Genomic DNA, 20,107 nt, shown 5'->3' with positions numbered 1-20,107 from the left:
CAAAAAATTGCTTTCTATGAATATGTGCTGAAACGCAAACTTTAGCAAGAACTTATTCATAAACCACTCTATTATTTTAGAGCGTGATGAGCAGAACCGAAATCTAAGAAAAGACAATTAACAACATTAAGTACAATAAATCAAGTAACTAGGTTTCATATTGCCCAGAGAAACACGCAATAACTTAAAATGACACTGTCCCTCTTGCACCAAAGACTAACTTGTAATCACTAATTCCAGCAAAAATTTGAGACGCTTTCTTTACTGGTTATTTTCACAGTTCTTAGTGTTAAACTAACGTTCTTCAAGTTTTCTAAGGTTTCTCACATTTGAATATTCAACAAGGCTTCCTGCTAACTCGACAGGCACGAGACATCAAAGGTCAAACTCAAATCGAGCTGTGGCTTTCGACAGAAGCAGGCCCTACTCAGTTACTTATTAATGGTGAGAAGCCAGTATTTTTCATCGCTCAGAAACACTCAGAGCAAGCAAAGACACTCGCACGAGAAAAAAACATATTCGTCGACATCCGCCTTTTGGATCTCAAAACGTTTGAACATACGCCTCTTGCTGCCTGCTATACCAATGTAACCAGAGACGCTCTCGCACTCAAAGACACATTCGCTCAAAAAGATATCACTACGTATGAAAGTGATATTCGCCTCGCCGATCGCTACCTAATGGAGCGTTTTATCAAAGGCAGTATCGAGTTTACAGGCAATGTGACTCGCACCAATGGCTACCAACGCGTCCAGAGCGCAAAATGCCGTGCGGGGCAATATGAGCCGAAGTTAAACGTTGTCTCGTTAGATCTAGAATGCTCTGAGAAAGGCATTCTTTACTCAATCGGATTAGACAGCGTCATGGATTCCCGCGTTATCATGATCGGAGAACCAGAACCTTCGGAGACACCGATACAATGGGTTAAGGATGAAAAAGCGCTTCTAGAAGCACTCATCGATTGGTTTAAAAAATTCGACCCCGATGTCATTGTCGGTTGGAATGTCATTGATTTTGACTTTCGTCTGCTACACAAACGAGCAGAATGGCACAACATGAAGCTAATGCTTGGCAGAGCAGACCAAGCCAGCTTTTTTAGAAGTTCATCTCAAAGCCAACAAGGGTTTATCTCCATTCCCGGGCGAGTTGTGATGGATGGTATCGATACGCTAAAAACGGCTACTTACCACTTTCGATCTTGGTCATTAGAGTCTGTATCTCAAGAACTCTTGGGGGAAGGTAAAGAAATCCACAACGTGCATGACCGTATGGATGAGATCAATCGTATGTACCGCTCCGACAAACCATCGCTGGCTAAATATAACTTACAAGACTGCGTGTTGGTGAACAAGATTTTCAATCACACTCACCTGCTTGACTTTGCAATAGAGCGCTCTCGTCTCACTGGTGTCGAACTAGATCGTGTCGGCGGTTCGGTTGCAGCATTCACAAACCTATACATGCCTCAGATACACCGAGCAGGCTACGTTGCCCCAAACCTACACCCTGAAAATTGGATTGCGAGCCCCGGCGGTTACGTGATGGACTCCATCCCTAACCTATATGATTCTGTTTTAGTATTGGATTTTAAGAGTCTATATCCATCGATTATTCGCTCGTTCTTGATTGATCCTATGGGGTTAGTTGAGGGGTTATTGCTCGATATTGGAAAAGAAGAAAATCAGGCTGTACCTGGCTTTCGCGGTGGGCAGTTCCATCGTACGAAACACTTTTTACCAGAAATGATTGAAAAGCTTTGGGCAGCACGTGATGTTGCAAAGAAGAACAATGAAAAAGCTTTTTCTCAGGCAATCAAAATCATCATGAACTCCTTTTATGGCGTACTGGGCTCATCGGGATGTCGTTTCTTTGATACTCGGTTAGCTTCTAGTATTACCATGCGCGGACATGAAATCATGAAGCAAACTAAGGTGCTGATTGAGGAGCAAGGATATCAAGTGATTTACGGCGATACGGATTCCACATTCGTGTCGTTGAATCGACCATACAGTCAAGTAGAAGCTGACGCTGTTGGAAATCAATTAGTTGATTACATCAACTCTTGGTGGCAAGAACACCTGCGTTCTGAGTACAACCTAACATCTATGTTGGAAATCGAGTATGAAACCCATTATCGCAGATTCCTTATGCCAACGATTCGTGGCGCAGAAACTGGCTCGAAAAAGCGCTATGCGGGTTTAATCGGTGAAGGAGAGCAAGAACGGATTGTATTTAAAGGGTTAGAAAGTGCCCGTACTGACTGGACCTCGTTAGCACAGAAATTTCAAAATACACTCTATAGCATGATTTTCCATGGTGAAGATCCAAGCGACTATGTCCGAGAGATGGTTGAGAATACTAACAACGGTGAATTTGATGAACAGTTGGTGTATCAAAAGCGACTGCGCAGAAAACTGCATGAGTATCAGAAAAACGTCCCGCCACAAGTGCGTGCAGCTCGTTTAGCGGATGAGATAAATGCCAAGCTTGGCCGCCCATTACAGTATCAAAACAAAGGACGAATTGAATACATTATTACCGTGAACGGCCCTGAACCTTATGAGTACCTCAATAGCCCGATTGATTATCAACATTACATTGATAAACAACTCAAACCCGTTGCAGATGCGATTCTCCCTTTCATTGGGACGGACTTTGACAGGCTTTCAGCGCCACAAATGGGGTTGTTTTAGCCGATACGAAACTCTGTTTTCTGGTACTGTTTGACTAACCAATCACCAAACGCATCAATTAGCCCGATAACAGAACGCTTGGGAATCCCCCGGCCAGAAAGTAAAATTTCTAGCCGCTCGATCTCAAGCTGCTTTTCAGGATGATAAGTTAAGAATACCTTGCCACACTCTACGGGGTCATCAAACCAACGTTTATCTCGATACATCACCAAAGAGTATGACGCTCTTAGTAACTTTTTAGCAATCACGCGCTGGGCGGCCACCTGCTCTTCTATCGTCTTCGCTTGTACGATTTTTTTGCGATACACCGTAATCCAATCTTCCACATCCATATTCCAGTGCTTAGCAATTTCCCAACTTGGGACGTAATCACCGAAGCAGTCTGCTAGATCATCACCATAAACGCAGACACAGCAATGCTTAAGCATAAAGCCCCAAGTAAAAATACTATCTAAATTAGCCACTTCGCTCACTAAGGCTGTACGGACCGATACACCATTAACTTGAGAGTAACTCTGCTGCGCACGCCACTTAATTGTGTTGAGCAAAGTCGCGCGATTGTGCTCAAAGGATGATTGAGTAACGACAACCAGGTCTAAGTTCGACTTCCCAACGATCGCTGTTTTACGAGCAACACTACCGTATACATAAACGCTGTGTAAGTTTTGCCCCAATCCACCTTTGAGACAAGCGGTGACTTCCCTAATTAAAGGCGCAAACTCTGGTTGAAATGGTTGTTTAGGATCGATAACAGGCAGAGACATGACTTAAAACGTGTTCTCAGATGGTTCAAGAAGTTGGGCTATATGTTCTCTTAGCCGACTCACCGAATCAAGTCCATTCAGGTGTTTAGTCATGGGAGTAACAACAAATTTCTGCAATGAATTTTAATGCTAGGCGGCTAACTTAGCGCTATAATCACCGAGTTTTGCTTAATAAGTATGAATAGGAATATACAATGCCAAAGGCAAGTGAAATCAAAAAAGGCTTCGCAATCGAGTCTAATGGTAAAACTCTTCTAGTTAAAGACATCGAAGTAACGACTCCTGGCGGTCGTGGCGGCGCTAAAATCTACAAAATGCGTTGTACAGATCTAAACACGGGCGCACGTGTAGATGAGCGTTACAAGTCTGATGACGTTGTTGAAACGGTAGAAATGAACAAACGTGCAGTTGTGTACTCATACGCTGACGGCGATGAGCACATCTTCATGGATAACGAAGACTACTCACAATACACATTCAAGCACAATGAAGTTGAAGACGACATGCTGTTCATCAACGAAGATACACAAGGTATCCACATTATCCTTGTTAACGGTGCTGCAGTGGGTATTGAACTACCATCTTCTGTTGAGCTAGTGATTGAAGAAACTGACCCTTCAATCAAAGGTGCTTCTGCATCTGCTCGTACTAAACCAGCACGCTTCGCTTCAGGTCTTGTCATCCAGGTTCCTGAGTACATTGCAACTGGTGACCGAGTTATCATTAACACAGCTGAACGTAAATACATGAGCCGAGCATAAGCATGTCTGATTTGATTTCTTACGACGACGTCATCGACGCAGCGTACGACATTTTCCTTGAGATGGCTCCAGATAACCTAGAGCCTGCTGACGTGATTCTGTTTACTGCGCAATTTGAAGATCGTGGTGCCGCAGAACTTGTTGAAACCGGTGATGACTGGGTTGAACATGTTGGCTTCGAGATCGACAAAGAAGTATATGCAGAGGTTCGTATCGGCCTAGTAAATGAGGAAAATGACGTTCTTGATGACGTATTTGCTCGTATGCTAATCAGCCGAGACCCTGAACATAAGTTCTGCCATATGCTTTGGAAACGCGATTAACGTTTCTTCATCATGAACAAAAATACCAGCCTAGTGCTGGTATTTTTTTATCTGTTGTTTTTGTTTAGCTGAGATATTTGTTTATCCAAAGCACCCTGCTCTATATCGGCTTTAGATCCTTTTGTTATGTAACAGATAAGAAAAAGGCTTGCCGAATTGGCAAGCCTTTCTGATGTTTTGCTATCGATTAACGATGCTTGTTGCGTGCGCCTTGGTCACCAGCAGTCTTCTTCGGCTTACGACGAGAAGGGTTGTTGCTGCGGCCTTTTGGCGTGTTAACACGCTCTTCATGGCGCTTAACTGCGCGACGAATTTTTTGGCTGCGTGCACGCTCACGTTTGCGTGACGTGTTGTCTTTGTTCAGATCAAGCATGGTTTCTTTCTCTGGACGAAGCTCTACAAGCTCACGCAAGTAGTTTACTTCTTTCAGGTCAAGCTCCATCCAACCGCCACGAGGCAGTTTCTTATCTAAGAAGATGTCGCCGTAACGAACACGTTTCAGACGGCTAACGGTACACTCTTGCGATTCCCATAGTCGACGAACTTCGCGGTTACGACCTTCGTTGATAACAACGTAAAACGTGTGGTTCATGCCTTCACCACCCGCGTAAACAACATCTTCAAAGCGAGCTAAACCGTCTTCCAGTTCAACACCTTTGACTAGATTACGAACTTTCTGTTCAGTTACTTCACCGAACACACGTACTAGGTATTCACGTTCAACTTGGCGGCTTGGGTGCATTAAGCGGTTCGCCAGTTCACCATCCGTTGTGAAAAGTAGAAGACCAGAAGTGTTCGCATCCAGACGACCAACTGAAATCCAACGAGAGCCACGAATTTTTGGCAGACGATCAAAAACAGTACGACGACCTTCTGGGTCGTGACGAGTACACAGTTCACCCTCAGGTTTGTAGTACGCAAGTACACGACAAATCACTTCTTCTTGAATCTTTGCAGAGACAATGTGACCATCGATACGAACTACGCTGCTCTCGTCTTCAAGTCTTTCACCAAGCTTAGCGACTACACCGTTCACGCTAACGCGACCAGATTTAATTAACGATTCAATCTCACGACGAGAACCGTGACCAGCACGTGCTAATACTTTTTGTAACTTTTCGCTCATTTATCTACCTATGTGTCGTCTTCACAGACGTCTAGACCAGGATTGGTCTGCATTTTGCTATTTACCCATTTCAGTGGGATTTTTCGGTCGGACATTATACGTAACTTTCTTAGTTAATGTAAGCTAAATCGGCGCCATTCTCCACACCAAAATTCACATCAAAAATGACCGAAATATTTGTCCTATTCTGCAACTTTTTTACTACTTAATGCAGGCATTGCTCAACGAGAATCCCACTAATATCGGTCTTCCTGAACCACTTTAACCACGCGGTACCTGATAAAATTGTCAGGGTTACAACAATAACCACTTGGGGTGTGTTTACTGTTCGTATTGCTAGAAAGCAACGAAAAATAAGCCGTCCCTGTTTGCTGCTAAGTAATACCAATCACCGCAGACAATGAGCGCTCATAGCAAAGCAAGGTCGTGGGTAACAAGACAAAAATTGTCTTTAAGTCATTAGTTCACATCAAAAATAACACTAATGCTATCGTGTACTCTGACTCTCTAGGTTCGCTCTGCACTCTCGGCGATTGGCATAAATCAGACAAAAAGGAATAGAACAATGTCTATGCTAAATCTCGACCTAAATTGGATTTTTGGGACATCTCAAGATGACGATATGACAGGCACAAAAGGCTCTGAAACAACCGATATTTTCTTCGGCTTCTGTGGTGATGATAAGTTTGTAGGATACGGAGGTAATGATATTGTCTTCGGTGGCTGGGGAGATGATACCTTGCTTGGTGGCCGAGGTAACGACTTTGTTTCTGGCGGCTTTGGAAACGATTTCCTATCCGGCGGATTAGGAAACGACAAACTCTTTGGTGGCTGCGGCGACGACACAATTTTTGATTATTCAGGCAACAACTACTTGAGTGGTGGCTGGGGTAACGACACGCTCGTTGTTGGTGATGGTGAATCAGTACTGAGCGGTGGCTGTGGAGACGACACCTTCGTGCTTACAAACCGCCTAGCTATTGGTGTACCTGATCAGCCAGTGTCTTCCAACGATATTGATGTTAAAGCCGACATTGTCGATTTTAATATTTTCCATGACAAACTTGTCTTTGATATGGGCCGAGACACTGATAACGATGGCATTCGAGATACGTTCTTGGATTCAGCGGATGATCTGACTTTATCTTACAATGAATGTGGCTGGGCAGTATTCTCAAGTGATGAATACAATGTTGAAGTGACACTAAACGGTGTGAGCTCTGCATACATCAACTATGCAGAACAAAATGGTATCGACATTTTCGATTTCGCTTAACCTCAATCAGTTAAGTTCAATGAGATATTCGATATGATAACAAAAATAGGAGGCGCGATGCCTCCTATTTTGTTTGACGGTGGTGTGCGTCTACTATTCGAATGGTGCAGGGTCACCAGATCCCAAACGAACCACAACAGGTTCACCTTCGCTAAAGTCAATTACAGTCGTAGGTTGTTCACCTAGGTAACCGCCATTAAGAATCACATCAACCGCATGTTCTAGTTTATCGCGAATATCCTCTGGATCAGATTCTGTTACGTCACTGCCAGGTAGAATCAACGACGTAGACATCATCGGCTCACCTAATGCTTCCAACAAGTCCAAGGCAATTTGATTGTCTGGAACACGGATACCGATGGTCTTACGTTTTGCATTCATCAAACGACGCGGCACCTCTTTTGTGCCTTTGAAGATGAAGGTGTAAGGACCTGGTGTGTTATTTTTCAGCAGTCGGAATGCAGAGTTATCCACTCGCGCATAGAGAGAAAGCTCCGACAAATCACGACACAGTAAAGTAAAGTTATGCTTATCATCCAGACGACGAATCTGACAGATTCGTTCCAGTGCCTGTTTGTTCTCCAACTGACAGCCAAGTGCGTACCCTGAATCAGTAGGGTAAACCACAACGCCGCCGTTACGAATGATTGCTACTGCTTGATTAATCAAGCGAGCCTGTGGGTTTTCTGGGTGAACGTAAAAAAACTGGCTCATTGTAATTCCTCATTATCGAGCCTCTCGGCTCTATATTTTTATGGGTTCTCGACTTCGTATTACTGAGTATTATTCAACGAAGGATCTATTCCCCAATCTTTCCAAACTGGTTCGACGCCAGCAGGCAACCATAGGTTCCTTCCTAGCTCCATCCACGGTGATGGGTAGTGAAAATCACTGCCTTGAGAGGCTAATAGTTTGTATTGTATAGCATAATCAGCCAAGTTGCGCCTTTCTTGTTGCGCTTGCTGTGGCTGTGCAACTTCCATCGCATCACCACCCGCTTCGACAAACGCTGCTAGAAGACGCTTAATCCACTTCGCTGTCAACTTATATCTACCAGGATGCGCTAATACCGCCATTCCACCAGCCGCATGGATAGCATCAACCGCATCCTTCATCGAACACCAATTCGGTGGTACATAACCTGGGTTATTACGCGTTAGGTATTTTTTAAACACCATTTGCATGGTTTTTGCGTAACCATTATCTACCAACCATTTCGCGAAATGCGCTCTTGTCACTGGAGCATCACCGGCGATTTGCCTTACCTCTTCAAGCACACCTACTCGAGTTGCTTTTTGTAGTCGCTCTGCAATTAACTCAGATCGTGTTATGCGATGCTGCTTCTGCTGTTCTATGAGGGCAGATAATTGTTCATTTTCCGGATCGATATTCAGGCCGACAATATGAATGTCTTTGTTTTGCCAGACGGTCGATATCTCAATGCCATTGATGATTTTTATCGGCAAATTATTATCTTGAACGTATTGCTTAGCTAACGCCAAACCGTCAACCGTATCGTGATCAGTGATCGCCAAAACCTCGATATCAAAACTCAGCGCCCTTTCCACTAAATCTTTAGGCTCTAACCGACCGTCCGATGCAGTGGTGTGACTATGTAAATCAATTCTCATATTTTTATCGTTTTAATGCCGTTTTGGGGTTGACTTTTTACTCTCGCACTAGTTAACTAGTACACAAATACAAAGTACGTAATTTAAGGTTCACCATGTTACAAGAATTTAACCAAAACCAAAAAGCGAAAGTTGCGGTTTGTCTTAATAAGGCAAACTCATCAGATCTTGCTTGGTGGCGCACTTGGACTAGTTCTTGGTGGGCAAACGTATACTTCTAGTTTATAGAACCAAACGTTGTAAAGCCCGCTACTTAAGCGGGCTTTTTTGTTTTGTTGCTCATTTCACATTCAACTGCCTAAACATTAATCGAATATAGCCAACTCTAGATTGGGAGAACGTTTGCTTTATGCGACTATGTACGGCAGGAAGATTTAAACAGCTACAAGGAGGTCTTGTGAACAAGGCCATTGAAATTAAGAAACTTGGACAGCTTGAAGTGCTAACGGCTTCCGTCCCTTATACTCAAGACCCGACTCGCTTGTTCCACACACTATGTGAGAACAAAACTGACAGCCTATTGCTGGAATCTGCTGAGATCGATTCAAAGCAAAATTTAAAATCCCTGCTGATCGTAGATTCAGCGGTTCGCATTGTTTGCTTCGGCCATACCGTTAGCATGCACGCCTTGACCAATAACGGTAAAAACCTACTGTCTCACCTAAACCAGAACATCCGTGGTGACGTTGAGAGCAAGTTCGATGGCGAAACGCTAACTTTGCAGTTTAACCAGCCATGCGACACGTTAGATGAAGACTCTCGCCTACGTGAAGCCTCTTCTTTCGATGCGCTGCGTTTGGTTCAGCATAGTTTTGATATTTCACAGCAAGACAAACACGCAATTTTCCTTGGTGGTCTGTTTGCCTACGACTTAGTCGCAAACTTTGAGCCGCTTGGTAATGCCGAAGCAACAAATCAGTGTCCAGATTACGTTTTCTACGTCGCGGAAACACTACTTGTTGTCGACCATCAAACGGAATCTTGCCAGCTTCAAGCGACGTTGTTTGTTGATGGTTCAGAGAAAACAGCGTTAGAGACTCGTATTGCAGAAATTAGCGCCCAATGTGCAGCGCCAAAACTGTTGCCGAGTGCAGAGCAAATAACAGATGTAACGGTAGAACCTAGCGTGTCTGATGCAGACTTCTGCCAAACCGTTCGCGACTTAAAAGAGTTCGTAGTGAAAGGCGATGTATTCCAAGTTGTACCGTCTCGTAGATTCACTCTACCTTGTCCTTCTCCACTGGCTGCTTATAAAGAACTGAAACAAAGTAACCCAAGCCCTTACATGTTCTACATGCAAGATGAGCTGTTCACTCTGTTTGGCGCATCACCAGAAAGCGCGCTTAAGTATGAAACCGATACCAACCAAATTGAAATCTACCCAATCGCAGGCACTCGTCGCCGCGGTAAGCGCCCTAACGGCGATATTGATTTCGACCTAGACAGCCGCATCGAACTTGAACTGCGCACCGACATGAAAGAAAACGCAGAACACATGATGTTGGTTGACTTGGCACGTAACGACGTCGCTCGTATTGCTCAAGCTGGTACTCGCCACGTAGCAGACCTTCTAAAAGTCGACCGCTACAGCCACGTAATGCACTTGGTGTCTCGTGTGGTTGGTCAACTGCGTGAAGACCTAGACGCGCTGCACGCATATCAAGCATGTATGAACATGGGTACGCTCACCGGTGCACCTAAGATTCGTGCCATGCAGTTGATTCGCGATGTAGAAGGCGCACGACGCGGTAGCTACGGCGGCGCTGTTGGCTACCTCACTGGTGAAGGCACACTCGACACCTGTATCGTGATCCGCTCAGCGTACGTTGAGAACGGCATTGCTCAAGTTCAAGCTGGTGCTGGCGTGGTGTTCGACTCTGATCCACAAGCGGAAGCAGACGAAACGCGCGGCAAAGCACAAGCGGTAATCTCTGCTATCCAAGCAGCGCATAAGTCACAATAAGGAGTAGGGTTCAGAGATGGCTAATATCATTTTTATCGACAACTTTGACTCGTTCACCTACAACCTTGTGGATCAATTCCGCTCGCTAGGTCACTCAGTCAAGATTTACCGAAACAACATCCCAGCAGAAACCATCGAACAAGCGGTAAACGCGCTTGAAAACCCAGTGGTTCTACTATCACCAGGTCCTGGTGCACCTTCAGAGGCAGGCTCAATGCCAGAGCTTATCCAACGTATGAAAGGCAAAGTGCCAATGATTGGTATTTGTCTTGGTCACCAAGCGATTGTTGAAGCATACGGCGGCACCGTTGCTGGCGCGGGCGAAATCATTCACGGTAAGGTCTCTATGATGGAGCACCAAAACCATGCGATTTACCAAAACCTACCATCACCACTTGCAATTGCACGTTACCACTCGCTGGTTGCGACCAAGGTTCCTGAGAGCCTAACCATCACAGCAGAAGTGGATAACTTGGTAATGTCTGTTGTACATGAAGAAGATAAAGTTTGCGGGTTCCAGTTCCACCCGGAATCTATTATGACGACCTACGGAGCAACACTGTTGGCCAATGCCATTGAATGGGCACTTGAAGAACAAACTTCAGCGAACCCACTCACTGCTTAAAAAGCACTTGGCACATAAGAAATTTAGGAGAGGAAATATGGAAGCAATCATCAACCCTATTATTACCAAACTGTACGAGCAAGAATCGCTTACTCAGGAAGAGAGCCAACAGCTATTCGACATCATTATCCGTGGTGAACTAGATCCAATTTTGATGGCGTCAGCGCTGACTGCACTAAAAATCAAAGGCGAAACGCCAGACGAAATTGCAGGCGCGGCAAAAGCACTGCTGGCAAACGCAAACCCATTCCCTCGTCCAGATTATGATTTCGCGGATATCGTAGGTACTGGCGGCGACGGTCACAACACCATCAACATTTCAACCACTGCGGCATTTGTTGCTGCAGCATGTGGTCTAAAAGTAGCGAAACACGGTAACCGCAGCGTTTCAAGCAAATCGGGTTCTTCTGACCTTCTTGATTCATTTGGTATCAACCTAGCTATGAGCGCAGAAGATACGCGCAAAGCGGTAGACGATATCGGTGTTGCTTTCCTATTTGCACCTCAATACCACGGTGGTGTGCGCCATGCGATGCCAGTGCGTCAAACCATGAAAACACGCACCATCTTTAACATTCTTGGCCCACTGATTAACCCTGCTCGTCCTAACATCGAATTGATGGGCGTTTACAGTGAAGAACTGGTTCGTCCTATCGCAGAAACCATGCTACAAATGGGTATGAAGCGAGCCGCTGTAGTTCACGGCAGTGGCTTGGACGAAGTCGCGATTCATGGCGAAACAACGGTTGCAGAAATCAAAGACGGCAAGATCACTGAGTACACGCTAACACCAGCAGACTTCGGTCTAGAAGCGCACCCACTAGAAGCAATCAAAGGTGGCGATCCTGAAGAAAACAAAGCGATCATTATCAATATCCTGACGGGTAAAGGTACAGACGCACAATTGGGTGCAGTGGCAGTGAACGTTGCTCTGCTAATGCGTCTATTCGGCCACGAAGATTTAAAAGCCAACACGCAACAAGCGATTGAGGCAATGAATTCAGGCAAGGCGTACCAATTGGTACAACAACTTGCCGCACATGCTTAAGGAATTGAAGAAGATGACTGACTTCAACACTCAGCAAGCTGGCAACCTGTCTGAACACGTTTCTAAGAAAGAAGCAGAAATGGCAGAAGTACTGGCGAAAATTGTCCGCGACAAATATCAATGGGTAGCAGACCGTAAGGTGTCTCAACCGCTAAGCACATTTCAGTCTGATTTGCTGCCATCGGACCGCAGCTTCTACAATGCTCTGAGTGGCGAAAAGACGGCATTCATCACCGAATGTAAGAAGGCATCTCCTTCTAAAGGTTTGATTCGTGATCACTTCGACTTGGATTACATTGCATCGGTTTACAACAACTATGCTGATGCGATTTCAGTCCTAACAGACGAGAAGTACTTCCAAGGTAACTTTGATTTTCTTCCTCAAGTGCGTGGTCAAGTTAAACAACCCGTTCTGTGCAAAGACTTCATGGTAGACACCTACCAAGTTTACCTAGCACGTCATTACAGTGCTGATGCTGTGCTATTGATGCTTTCTGTCCTGAATGACGAAGAGTACAAAGCGCTAGAAGAAGCAGCACACAGCCTGAACATGGGTATCTTGACCGAAGTCAGCAACGAAGAAGAGCTTCATCGTGCCGTTAAGCTTGGCGCACGCGTTATCGGCATCAATAACCGTAACCTTCGCGACCTAAGTACTGATTTGAATCGTACTAAAGAACTGGCACCGACAATTCGCGAACTGGCTCCTAACGCAACAGTAATCTCAGAATCTGGCATTTATACACATCAACAAGTTCGTGATTTAGCGGAATACGCAGACGGCTTCTTGATTGGTAGTTCACTGATGGCGGAAGACAACCTAGAACTTGCTGTACGTAAAGTGACGTTAGGCGAAAACAAAGTGTGTGGCTTAACGCATCCAGATGACGCAGCAAAAGCGTATCAATCTGGCGCAGTATTTGGTGGCCTGATTTTTGTCGAGAAGTCGAAGCGTGCGGTTGACCTTGAGGGTGCTCGCTTAACCATGAGCGGTGCTCCACTGAACTATGTAGGCGTTTTCCAAAATCACGATATCGATTTTGTTGCTTCTGTCGTCACCTCTTTGGGTTTAAAAGCGGTGCAACTGCACGGTCAAGAAGACCAAGCTTACGTAAACCAACTCAAAGCCGAACTACCAGCAGCGGTAGAAATTTGGAAAGCTTACGGCGTGACTGATGCCAAGCCAGAACTGCTAGCAGACAACATTGATCGCCATTTATTAGATGCGCAAGTTGGCACTCAAACTGGTGGAACTGGTCAAGTGTTCGACTGGTCACTGATCGGCGACCCAAGTCAAATTATGCTAGCGGGCGGACTGTCGCCAGAAAATGCTCAACAAGCAGCGACACTAGGTTGCTTGGGATTAGATTTAAACTCTGGTGTAGAAAGCGCACCAGGCAAAAAAGATTCACAGAAGTTGCTCGCGGCATTCACTGCTATTCGCAACTACTAAAGCTGGATATCAGCTAAAAAATTTAAAGCTATTCGTAGCGAAAAATACGAGAAGGAATATAACGATGGCAAAACTGAATGCCTACTTTGGCGAATACGGCGGTCAGTACGTTCCGCAAATTCTAGTTCCAGCACTGGAGCAACTAGAGCAAGCGTTTATCGACGCGCAAGAAGATCCAGAATTCCGCAGCGAATTCATGACGCTTCTTCAAGAGTATGCGGGCCGTCCAACGGCTTTGACTCTAACTCGTAACCTAACCAAAGGTACGAAAACCAAACTGTACCTAAAACGTGAAGACCTACTTCACGGTGGCGCGCACAAGACCAACCAAGTGTTGGGTCAAGCGCTACTTGCGAAACGCATGGGCAAAAACGAAATCATCGCTGAAACTGGCGCAGGTCAACACGGTGTTGCAACCGCACTAGCATGTGCACTGCTTGGCCTTAAGTGTCGCGTGTACATGGGTGCAAAAGACGTTGAGCGTCAAAGCCCGAACGTATTCCGTATGAAGCTAATGGGCGCAGAGGTTATTCCTGTCCACTCGGGTTCAGCAACACTTAAAGACGCATGTAACGAAGCGCTGCGTGACTGGTCTGCAACTTATGAAGATGCACACTACCTATTAGGTACAGCGGCAGGTCCTCACCCATTCCCAACAATCGTGCGTGACTTCCAACGCATGATTGGTGAAGAAACGAAGAATCAGATTTTGGCACGTGAAGGTCGTCTTCCTGATGCGGTTATCGCATGTGTGGGCGGTGGTTCAAACGCGATTGGCATGTTTGCTGACTTCATCGAAGAAGAAAGCGTTCGCCTAATTGGTGTTGAGCCAGCAGGTAAAGGTATCGATACTGACCAGCACGGTGCACCACTTAAACATGGTAAAACGGGTATCTTCTTTGGTATGAAAGCTCCATTGATGCAAGATCCAAACGGTCAGGTTGAAGAGTCATACTCTGTCTCTGCTGGTCTTGATTTCCCTTCAGTTGGTCCACAGCACGCACATCTAAACGCAATTGGCCGTGCTGAATATGACAACGTGACGGATGATGAAGCACTAGAAGCATTCCAAGAAATTGCGCGTCACGAAGGTATCATCCCTGCTCTAGAATCTTCTCACGCACTGGCTCATGCACTGCGTATGGCTCGTGAGAATCCAGAAAAAGAGCAATTATTGGTCGTTAACCTATCAGGTCGTGGTGACAAAGACATCTTCACCGTACACGCCATCTTAGAAGAAAAAGGAGCAATCTAATGAGCCGTTATGAAAAGATGTTTGAGCGCCTAAACGAAAAGAACCAAGGCGCATTTGTACCGTTCGTAACGGTTTGCGATCCAAACGCCGAGCAGTCTTACAAAATCATGGAAACACTGGTTGAGTCTGGTGCAGATGCCCTTGAACTTGGTATTCCATTCTCAGATCCGCTAGCGGATGGCCCAACCATCCAAGGCGCTAACATTCGCGCGTTAGACTCAGGCGCAACACCAGATATCTGCTTTGAGCAAATTGGTAAGATCCGTGCTAAATACCCAGAGTTACCTATTGGTCTTCTTATGTACGCGAACCTTGTTTACTCTCGTGGTATCGAGAACTTCTATGAGCGTTGTGCAAAAGCAGGTATCGATTCTGTTTTGATTGCAGATGTACCAACTAATGAAAGTGCCGAATTTGTTGCTGCTGCAGAAAAGTTTGGTATTCACCCAATCTTCATCGCACCACCAACGGCAAGTGATGAAACACTGAAGCAAGTATCAGAGTTAGGTGGCGGCTACACTTACCTACTCTCTCGTGCAGGTGTTACTGGCGCAGAAACCAAAGCAAACATGCCTGTAGGTCATATGCTCGATAGACTGAACCAGTTTGATGCGCCACCAGCACTACTTGGTTTTGGCATCTCTGAGCCTGCACAGGTGAAACAAGCACTAGAATCTGGCGCCGCTGGTGCAATTTCTGGTTCAGCCGTGGTAAAAATCATTGAAGCGAACGTTGATCAGCCACAAATTATGCTCGACAAGCTAGGTGAATTCGTTTCTGCAATGAAAGCTGCCACTCAAAAATAATTTCAGTTTGATATGACACAACAACGCCCGCTTAACATTATGTTTAGTGGGCGTTTTCTTACTATCGCGTTTATACCACGTCATTTTTTGTTCAACGCCCGCACTTTCCAAATCTATCTCAAGCAGAGCACTCAAAGAGTGTTAAGCTTGGGTAACTTAACTCACTCAATAAAGCAATGTGCAGTAAGGTTGCTACATGGAAGAAGTCAAAACACTGCTAGCCAAATGTCCTGTACTATCAGGGCTGCCAGATAAAGGGCTTAGTGAAGCAGCGCAAATGACTAAGGTTCGCTGCTTCGACGAAAAAGCACTGATTTGCAATAAAGGTGCGCTTCAATCTTCTCTTATGGTCATAGCTCAAGGTGCAGTGAGAGTGAACTCAATTAGTTCAAAAGGCAAAGAAGTCACACTGATGATTTTCGAAGCTGGTGGCTGGTTTGGAGACAATGTTTTTTCTCCCGGTATGCCTCGTATTTTTGGTGCGACCGCGCATTCTGACGTGACTGTAATGGAGCTTCCTGGAGATAAATTTCGCCAATTACTCGCCAAATACCCTCAAAGTTACCCCACTATACTCGACTTACTTAGCCGCCGCTTGTGGTCTGCTATTTCTGTTATCGAAGATGACGCGATTAGAGGAATTGAAGAACGAGTCGCCAAAAGGTTGCTGCTGCTTGCTGAATACCAACTTAATCAAGCGATCGATACTCGACCATGCGTTGTCAGGGTAACAAGAGAACATATCGCTAACATGATGGGGCTAACTCGTCAGAGTGTACACAAGATACTAAAACGATTAGAAAGTATCGGGATGCTAGAGCTAAACTATGGCTCAGTAACCATTACCAATCCGAAGCGCTTAGAAGAATACTTTAAAAAACTCGAGCAATAGATCCATTCAACAAACGGTAAGTATTGTCTAACGATAGCTAAAAACCTTATGCATCTAATTGGTCAAGAGCACAACACCATTTGCGCTTAGGCAAGTGGCGCTGTGACACAAAGACCATTGAATTGACTAAGCTATATTCAATTCAGATTTCAACTCACGTTTCAAAATCTTTCCTGTCGCACTCATCGGGAGGTGCTCACGAATTTCGACATAACGAGGATATTTAAACGAGGCTAATTGCTCTTTACCCCACTTTTGTAATGAATCGGCGTCAATGTATTCTTTTGGTTTAAGTACAACGTAGGCTTTTATCTCTTCGCCATACTCTTCATTTGGAATCCCTATCACCGCGACCATTGAAACTGCAGGATGAGTCATGAAAACTTCTTCAATTTCTCTGGGATAAACATTAAATCCACCTCGAATGATCAGATCTTTCATTCTATCGACAATAAACAAATTACCTGAACTGTCAAATCGGCCCACATCACCAGTATGGAACCAACCATTTTGTAGTGCAGATTCAGTAACTTCTGGGCGGTCAAGATATCCCTTCATAACATTATGACCACGCACAACAATCTCACCTTCTTCGCCTATCGGTAGTGCATTACCTTCAATATCGATAACTTTTACTTCGACACCTTGAACCGGTTGACCTACCGAGCCTGGTATGCGCTCCTGATCCAAATGATTAAAACATGCAATAGGACTTGTCTCCGACAACCCGTATCCTTCTAAGATCGGCACATTAAATGTTTCTTCAAAGGTTCGAAAGATTTCGGTTGGCAATGACGCACCACCGCTTACTGCAACACGCAATGACGAGGTATCAAATTGATGCTGCACATGAAGCAGACCGATGTACATCGTTGGCACACCAGCAAATATCGTCACCCTATGTTTTTCCACCAGCTCAAGAACATGTTTAGGCTCAAACCTAGGCACTAACACCAATGTTGCCCCGCCCAAAACACTAGCATTTAAGTGGACGGTTTGACCAAATGTATGAAATAAAGGCAAAGTTACTAAGTGAATATCATCGGCCTGGCTGCCCATAATGTTTTGTGCCACCAGAGCGTTCATTATGATGTTCTGCTGAGTCAGCTCAGCGCCTTTTGGTAAGCCTGTCGTCCCTGATGTATACAAAATCACACAAGTATCATCCGCATTACGCGGTATATAATCTGGCAACGGTTGGACATCGGCTATAAACGCATTGAGAGTTATTACACCATTCCAATAGCTTTCATCTTGAGATTGAGTCAGTACGACTATGCCTTCGCATGTATCGACTTGTTCAAAGGCTTTTACACCCTCTTTTGCCATTGGCAGTTCTTTCGTCCCTTCAAAGCAGAAATAAAACTTCGCTTTTGAATCTTCTAAGTGATACTTAATTTCTCGCGCTTTCAAAAGCACATTTAATGGGACTGCAACCGCGCCAGCTTTTTGTATTGCATAATAAACAAACGCGAAAAAAGGAATGTTTGGGCATGAAATCGCAACGCGGTCACCTGGCTTTACGCCTTTATTGATTAAAGACGCTGCGATCTTGCCGGCGATCGCATCAAACTGCGCATAATTTATCTTTTCAGTGCCACATATCAACGCCGTTTTATCTGGTTTACTCGCAGCATTTCTTTGTAACGCAGCAGCAAGATTCATCATAGTCTCTTCACCTCTTACTTGTCTTTCTCGTCTAATCAGCTCAGGAGCATTAACTAAGCAAGTTATCCTTAACACTGGATCGTCAGCATTTGATTCTCACCAGTCATTACCATTTAACATTATGTTTACAACGCAATCAGAACTAAGAATGTAAAGCAATTAACATTTCAGAAGGCAAATTAATAAAAGTGTGAGCTTGAAAGAGATGAATTGTTATAAATATCACCCCAAGTCACTAAAAACTCTGACTGCAATAGCAAATACAAAAGCGGTTAAAATTAACAAAAAGAAAACAAATAAAGAAAAATAAACTTGAACAATCCCAAGCGTAACCCTTATAAGAAAAATCAATAGCAAACGTTTGCTATTGAACAAAACTTTATCGCTCGTCAATAAAATATCGATTAATCCATCAATAATACCTTGCTGCATATTGCCAATTGTAAACGATAAGTGTAAAAAGCAAGGCGAGATAATTATCCGTAAATCCATTTATGGTTAGTGGGTAATTTTAGGATTTTACATTTTATTAGCACAGAGGTTATGGAAGTGTTAAAAGAAAAGAGTTTGCTAAACAACATTGGCGTACAAGTCGTAATCGCCATGATCGTGGGCACAGCCGTTGGTGCCATGATGGGTCATGATGCGACAGTGTTCGCTCCTTTAGGTGCTATCTTTATCAACTTAATCAAAATGTTGGTTATTCCTTTGGTTGCTGTAGCCTTGATTTCTGGCGCCGCTGGTCTTGGGAACAGCCAGTCAGCAGGTAAAGTTGGTATCGTCACTCTAGGTTATTTTGGTTTAACATCCGCCCTAGCCGTTGCGCTTGCACTATTTATGGGTGAAGTATTCCAACCAGGCATGGGTATCGACGTCTCTGGCGTTGAAGGCATGTTCTCAGCAGAATACGCTTCAAAAGGTGAACTACCGACTTTCTGGGCAACCATCACTGGTATGATCCCAACCAACGTTTTCCAATCACTAAATGAAGCAAACATCCTACAGATCCTCGTTTTCTGTATGTTCTTTGGTATTGCGATTTCTAAGCAAGCAAAAGAGCGTCGTGAACCAATCATCAATGGTGTCAACTGCATCGTTGACGCAATGGTTTGGATGATCAACAAAGTAATGATCATTGCACCTATCGGTGTATTTGGTCTGATGGCAGAAGCCGTCGGTACGTTTGGTTTTGGTGCGCTAATGGTGGTGTTTAAACTGTTCGTTGTTTACGTTGCCGCCATCCTAATCTTCGGTTTCGTTGTTTACCCAGCAATGGTGCATGTTTTCACGAAGACATCTGCGAAGAAATTCCTGTCTTCAATGAAGAAACCGCAAGCAGTTGCGCTTTCAACAGCGTCTTCTATGGCAACACTGCCTGTCACAATGGACACCTGTGAAAAAGAGCTGGGCGTAAAAAATTCAACTGCATCATTTGTTCTGCCTCTAGGCGCAACGATCAACATGTCAGGTAATGCGATTTACTATGGCTTGGTTGCTATCTTCTTTGCTCAACTGTTCAATATCGATCTAGGCATGGGCGCTTACATTGCAATTATCGTAACGTCTACATTGGGTGCGGTTGGTCAAGCGGGTGTTCCTGGCCCTTCTTTCCTAGTGGTTGCCGTGCTTCTTGCCGCTGGTATTCCAATTGAAGGTCTACCGCTGCTATTCGCTCTTGACCGTATTTTCGATATGATTCGTACAGCACTGAACATCACAGGTGATGCTGCATGTGCAGTTATCGTTGATGCGCTAATTGAAGAAGAAACGGCAGAAGCTGAGCTTAAAAAGCAAGAAGCCTAACTCTTTCTTGAATAGACCAA

Annotated in this window: 18 protein-coding genes and 1 other annotated feature; of the genes, 13 read left to right on the top strand and 5 right to left on the bottom strand. The window is 44.7% G+C overall.

From position 1 onward, the window contains the following. The first annotated feature begins 329 nt into the window (after positions 1–329). Positions 330–2,693, top strand: coding sequence for a DNA polymerase II (locus tag R7P67_RS20165; protein ID WP_213876408.1), 2,364 nt, complete (start codon positions 330–332; stop codon positions 2,691–2,693). Here the strand turns inward: R7P67_RS20165 and R7P67_RS20160 are convergent. Continuing rightward, positions 2,690–3,457, bottom strand: coding sequence for a nucleotidyltransferase (locus tag R7P67_RS20160; protein ID WP_033905668.1), 768 nt, complete (start codon positions 3,455–3,457; stop codon positions 2,690–2,692). The genes R7P67_RS20165 and R7P67_RS20160 overlap by 4 nt on opposite strands. A 194-nt stretch (positions 3,458–3,651) precedes the next feature. Between R7P67_RS20160 and yeiP the strand changes: the two genes are divergently transcribed. Continuing rightward, positions 3,652–4,218 (top strand): elongation factor P-like protein YeiP, encoded by a 567-nt coding sequence (yeiP, locus tag R7P67_RS20155; RefSeq protein ID WP_005376801.1) that lies wholly within the window; start codon positions 3,652–3,654, stop codon positions 4,216–4,218. A 2-nt stretch (positions 4,219–4,220) separates the two neighbouring features. Then, positions 4,221–4,541, top strand: coding sequence for an HI1450 family dsDNA-mimic protein (locus tag R7P67_RS20150; RefSeq protein ID WP_005376800.1), 321 nt, complete (start codon positions 4,221–4,223; stop codon positions 4,539–4,541). A 187-nt stretch (positions 4,542–4,728) separates the two neighbouring features. On the opposite strand, the gene rluB is transcribed toward R7P67_RS20150, so the two are convergent. Continuing rightward, positions 4,729–5,667, bottom strand: coding sequence for a 23S rRNA pseudouridine(2605) synthase RluB (gene rluB, locus R7P67_RS20145; protein WP_005376798.1), 939 nt, complete (start codon positions 5,665–5,667; stop codon positions 4,729–4,731). A 565-nt stretch (positions 5,668–6,232) separates the two neighbouring features. Here rluB and R7P67_RS20140 point away from each other — a divergent pair. After that, the gene (locus R7P67_RS20140) at positions 6,233–6,943 is read left to right on the top strand and encodes a calcium-binding protein (protein WP_005376796.1); all 711 of its coding nucleotides are present in this window, start codon (positions 6,233–6,235) and stop codon (positions 6,941–6,943) included. 93 nt (positions 6,944–7,036) lie between these two features. On the opposite strand, the gene R7P67_RS20135 is transcribed toward R7P67_RS20140, so the two are convergent. Further along, the gene (locus R7P67_RS20135) at positions 7,037–7,657 is read right to left on the bottom strand and encodes an L-threonylcarbamoyladenylate synthase (protein WP_005376791.1); all 621 of its coding nucleotides are present in this window, start codon (positions 7,655–7,657) and stop codon (positions 7,037–7,039) included. Positions 7,658–7,716: 59 nt separating this feature from the next. Continuing rightward, the gene (gene rnm, locus R7P67_RS20130; RefSeq protein ID WP_005386777.1) at positions 7,717–8,574 is read right to left on the bottom strand and encodes an RNase RNM; all 858 of its coding nucleotides are present in this window, start codon (positions 8,572–8,574) and stop codon (positions 7,717–7,719) included. Between the two features lie 95 nt (positions 8,575–8,669). Between rnm and R7P67_RS20125 the strand changes: the two genes are divergently transcribed. The 8 genes from R7P67_RS20125 to R7P67_RS20090 all read left to right on the top strand — a co-directional run bounded on the left by R7P67_RS20125 (position 8,670) and on the right by R7P67_RS20090 (position 16,616). Beyond that, the gene (locus tag R7P67_RS20125) at positions 8,670–8,795 is read left to right on the top strand and encodes a trp operon leader peptide (RefSeq protein WP_005376787.1); all 126 of its coding nucleotides are present in this window, start codon (positions 8,670–8,672) and stop codon (positions 8,793–8,795) included. Continuing rightward, positions 8,742–8,845, top strand: a sequence feature (Trp leader region). It overlaps the preceding gene by 54 nt. 126 nt (positions 8,846–8,971) lie before the next feature. Then, positions 8,972–10,537, top strand: a complete 1,566-nt coding sequence (locus R7P67_RS20120) for an anthranilate synthase component 1 (protein WP_262653445.1) — start codon at positions 8,972–8,974, stop codon at positions 10,535–10,537. A gap of 16 nt (positions 10,538–10,553) precedes the next feature. Beyond that, entirely contained in the window at positions 10,554–11,162 is a 609-nt protein-coding gene (locus R7P67_RS20115; RefSeq protein ID WP_054574752.1) for an aminodeoxychorismate/anthranilate synthase component II, read from the top strand. Between the two features lie 37 nt (positions 11,163–11,199). Beyond that, positions 11,200–12,210 carry an anthranilate phosphoribosyltransferase gene (gene trpD, locus R7P67_RS20110; protein ID WP_262653443.1) on the top strand — a complete coding sequence of 337 codons (1,011 nt, stop codon included), beginning with the start codon at positions 11,200–11,202 and terminating at the stop codon, positions 12,208–12,210. 13 nt (positions 12,211–12,223) lie between these two features. Then, a complete protein-coding gene (gene trpCF / locus R7P67_RS20105) occupies positions 12,224–13,663 on the top strand; it encodes a bifunctional indole-3-glycerol-phosphate synthase TrpC/phosphoribosylanthranilate isomerase TrpF (RefSeq protein WP_258473895.1) in 1,440 nt (479 codons plus the stop codon). Positions 13,664–13,727: 64 nt separating this feature from the next. Beyond that, complete coding sequence (gene trpB / locus R7P67_RS20100) at positions 13,728–14,918, top strand: tryptophan synthase subunit beta (protein ID WP_005445041.1); 1,191 nt, start codon at positions 13,728–13,730, stop codon at positions 14,916–14,918. Beyond that, on the top strand, positions 14,918–15,724 hold the full coding sequence (gene trpA, locus R7P67_RS20095; protein ID WP_047103302.1) for a tryptophan synthase subunit alpha: 807 nt from the start codon (positions 14,918–14,920) through the stop codon (positions 15,722–15,724). The genes trpB and trpA overlap by 1 nt, the downstream gene beginning before the upstream one ends. 196 nt (positions 15,725–15,920) lie before the next feature. Continuing rightward, complete coding sequence (locus tag R7P67_RS20090) at positions 15,921–16,616, top strand: Crp/Fnr family transcriptional regulator (RefSeq protein WP_182016734.1); 696 nt, start codon at positions 15,921–15,923, stop codon at positions 16,614–16,616. A 126-nt stretch (positions 16,617–16,742) separates the two neighbouring features. Here R7P67_RS20090 and R7P67_RS20085 read toward each other — a convergent pair whose 3' ends face one another. Beyond that, positions 16,743–18,284: a long-chain-fatty-acid--CoA ligase gene (locus R7P67_RS20085; RefSeq protein WP_213894015.1), complete on the bottom strand. Its 1,542-nt coding sequence runs from the start codon at positions 18,282–18,284 to the stop codon at positions 16,743–16,745. 543 nt (positions 18,285–18,827) lie between these two features. On the opposite strand from R7P67_RS20085, the gene R7P67_RS20080 reads away from it, so the two are divergent. Next, entirely contained in the window at positions 18,828–20,087 is a 1,260-nt protein-coding gene (locus R7P67_RS20080; protein WP_005376774.1) for a dicarboxylate/amino acid:cation symporter, read from the top strand. Positions 20,088–20,107: the final 20 nt, after the last annotated feature.

The sequence above is a fragment of the Vibrio sp. Vb0937 genome, assembly GCF_033338855.1.
The sequence above is the reverse complement of the archived record's forward strand: the minus strand, read 5'-3'. Positions and strand labels throughout refer to the sequence as shown.